This window comes from Komagataeibacter kakiaceti JCM 25156, from assembly GCF_000613305.1.
Map to the genome: position 1 here is coordinate 1 of NZ_BAIO01000247.1, position 3412 is coordinate 3412.

At 63.9% G+C, this 3412-nt stretch carries 2 protein-coding genes and 2 pseudogenes; all 4 read left to right on the forward strand.

Going from position 1 to position 3412, the window contains the following annotated elements:
* Window positions 1-308 (forward strand): annotated as a pseudogene (locus JCM25156_RS23815) (type I secretion system permease/ATPase); the annotation flags it as partial.
* 118 nt (window positions 309-426) lie between these two features.
* Window positions 427-1548 (forward strand): HlyD family secretion protein, encoded by a 1122-nt coding sequence (locus JCM25156_RS11610; protein WP_025813211.1) that lies wholly within the window; start codon window positions 427-429, stop codon window positions 1546-1548.
* Window positions 1545-3114: pseudogene (locus JCM25156_RS23820) on the forward strand (DHA2 family efflux MFS transporter permease subunit). Before JCM25156_RS11610 ends, JCM25156_RS23820 begins: the two are co-directional and overlap by 4 nt.
* A 26-nt stretch (window positions 3115-3140) precedes the next feature.
* A partial coding sequence (locus JCM25156_RS11620; RefSeq protein ID WP_025813212.1) for an NUDIX hydrolase occupies window positions 3141-3412 on the forward strand: 272 nt, incomplete at its 3' end.

Below are 3412 nucleotides of genomic sequence, written 5' to 3' on the forward strand. Positions count from 1 at the left end.
TGGCGCTGGCGCGCGCCCTGCTGCGCAACCCGCGCGTGCTGCTTCTGGATGAGGCGACCAGCGCGCTCGATAGCGAGAGCGAGGCCATCATACAGCAGGCCCTGGCCCGCCTGCGCCACCGTCGCACCACCATCGTGGTGGCGCACCGCCTGTCCACCGTCCGTTCGGCGGATCTCGTGGTGGTCATGGCGGAGGGAAGCGCCGTGGAATGCGGCACGCATGAGGCCCTGATGCGTGAAAACGGCCTGTATGCCGCATGGTCCATAATCAGGCCTTTACGCTTTAAGCCACGTGGAATGTACGGGTAAGGCGGTAATGGCGGTTGAAGTATGGCAGGCTTCGTGCCATGCATTGACCGACCCGTTCGGTCAATGCGCGGAATGACAGGATCAGGGGCTGCAACCAACGTGAGGATGAGGGAACCAGATGGCCGTGGACGAAGGTAAGGCGCCCGAAGACGGACATGCCGCGCACGATGACGGGAACGGACAGGAAAAACAGGAAAAGCAGGAAGCGGCTTCCCCCCGGCGCAAGCTGATCCTGATTGGCGGGCTGGTTCTGGTCGTGCTTCTGGGCGGGATTTACTGGTTCCTGCACCGTAACGAGGTCGAGACGGACGACGCCTTCACCGCTGGGCGCGCCGTGCCGGTGGCGGCGCATGTGCATGGCTACGTGACCGAACTGCTGGTGAACGACAACCAGTACGTGCATGCGGGCGACATCCTGGCCCGGATTGATGACCGTGACTGGCGCGCCCAGCGTGACCAGGCGTCGGCGGCGCTGGAAATCGCGCGCGCGCAGGCAAGCAACGCCACGCTGATGCTGGAAGTGGCGAAGAAGGATTTCCCCGGTCGTCTCATGGTGGCGCAGGGCCAGCTTCAGGCCGCGCAGGCGCAGCAGTTCCGTGCCGAGACCGATTACCGCCGCCAGCATGGCGTAACGCGTGAGGCGACATCGCAGCAGAACATCGACTACGCCACCGCCGCCCTGAACGCGGCGAAGGCGCAGGTGCTCCAGGCGCAGGGCAACCTTGAAATCGCGCAGCCGGTCATTCCCAACATTTCCAGCACCGCCACCCATGTCTCGCAGCAGGAAGCGCAGGTGATGCAGGCCGCGGCGAAACTGCGCGAGGCGGAACTGAACATGGAATGGACCGTCATCCGCGCCCCGCATGATGGCTGGGTGTCGCAGCGCAATATCGAGCGTGGCACCTATGTCTCCATGGGCCAGACCATGCTGTCCATTGTCGAGCCGGAGGTCTGGGTCGTGGCCAACTACAAGGAAACCCAGCTGACCCACATGCGCCCCGGCCAGAAGGTGGACATAGCGGTGGACGCCTATCCGTTCCTGCGGCTGAAGGGGCATGTGGATTCGCTCCAGCTTGGCACCGGGGCCACGTTCAGCGCCTTCCCGCCCGAGAACGCGACCGGCAACTACGTGAAGATCGTCCAGCGCGTGCCGGTCAAGATCCTGATTGACGAAGGGCTGCGCCAGGATGTGCCGCTGTCGCTCGGCCTGTCGGTCGAGCCGACGGTCCACACAGAATGAGCGGGCCCGCCGCGGCCTCCACCCCGGCTGATGGGACTGACTGGAAGCCGAAGCACAATCCGTGCTGATCGCCGTGATCGTGACGGTGGCCGCTTCATGGAAATTCTGGATACCACCATCGTCAACGTGGCGCTGCCGCATATCGCGGGCAGCCTGTCCTCCACCTATGACGACGCGACGTGGACGCTGACCTCCTACCTCGTGGCCAACGGGATCGTGCTGACGATCTCGGGCTGGCTTGGCAAGCTGTTCGGGCGCAAGCGCTATTTCCTGATCTGCATCGCCATGTTCTCGCTCTCGTCCTTTCTGTGCGGCATTTCGGCCAGCCTGCCCGAACTGATCCTGTTCCGGCTGATGCAGGGCTTTTTCGGCGGTGGATTGCAGCCCAACCAGCAATCCATCATTCTGGACACGTTCCCGCCCAGCAAGCGCGCGGCGGCCTTTGGCCTGACCGCCATCGCAACCGTGGTCGCCCCGGTTCTCGGCCCGTCGCTGGGGGGTGGATCACGGATAACTATTCGTGGCGGTGGGTGTTCTTCATCAACGTGCCGGTTGGCATCCTGGCCACCATCGCGGTCTCGATCGTCGTGGATGACCCGCCATGGGCGCGCAAGCAGAGCGCGCCGCTCGACTTCATCGGCATCGGTCTCATCACCATCGGTTTCGGCTGCCTTGAAGTGGCGGTTGACCGTGGCGAGGACGAGGACTGGTTCGGCTCGCGCATCATCGTGATCATGGCCATCCTCGCGGTTCTGGGCATCGGGGGGGCGGTCATCTGGCTGCTGCGCTGCAAGCACCCGGCGGTGGACCTGCGGGTGTTCAGGGACCGGAACTTCGCCGTGGGCACCGGCTCATGGGGGCGGTGGGGGCGCTGCTCTATTCCTCCGCCATTATCGTGCCGCAGTTTTCCCAGCAGGTCATGGGCTATACGGCCACGCTGTCGGGCTGATCCTGTCGCCCGGCGGGCTGGCGGTGATCGTGCTGATCCCGATGGTCGGCATCGCGATGAAGTTCGTGCAACTGCGCTACATCATCGCGTGCGGCTTTTTCCTGATGGGAACAAGCATGTTCTGGTCGGCGCAACTGGTGCCGCAGCTTGATTTCCGGCATCTGGTGATGTTCCGCATGAGCCAGACGGCCACGCTGGCCTTCCTGTTCGTGCCGATCTCGACCATCACCTACGCCACCTTGCCGCGCGAACTGAACCCCGATGGTTCGGCCCTGTTCAGCATGGCGCGCAACGTGCTCGGCTCGCTCAGCATTTCGGGTGCGACGGCGATGGTGACCGAAATCCGTCAGGCGCACCAGAACCAGATGGTCCACTGGATGACACCCTATCACCAGCCGTTCCGGGAATATCTGGCCCAGAGCCGGGCGGTGGCGATTGCGCGCGGATATGCCGAAACGGCGGTCAACAACGTGGCGATGGGGCGGCTGTACAGGGAATTCCAGAGGCAGATCGCCATTCTGGCCTATAACGAGGTCTTCATGATCCTTGGCGTCGGCTCGCTGCTTGTCGTACCCTTCTGTTTCCTCATGTCGCCGCTCAAGGGGGGCGACAAGTAGGAAACTTCACCAGAAAGGCACAGGGTATGGCGGGTCTTATTACGGTTGTCTGCGCGGCGGTGATCGTGCGTGAGCGGGTACTGGTCATGCGCAAGCGCGATACGGCGGCTTTCATGCTGCCGGGCGGCAAGCCCGAACCGGGTGAAACCCCGCAGCAGGCCCTGCACCGCGAAATACGTGAGGAACTGGGCTGCGGCCTGATACCGGGCGCGGAACTGGCGGGGGATTTCACCGCGCCCGCCGCCAATGAGCCGGGCCATACCGTTCAGGCCCGCATCTGGGTGGCCCGGTTGACCGG

What these genes read in the sequence shown, in the direction of transcription:
- JCM25156_RS11610 (WP_025813211.1), top strand. Translation starts at nt 427, where the DNA reads ATGGCCGTGGACGAAGGTAAGGCGCCCGAAGACGGACATGCCGCGCAC.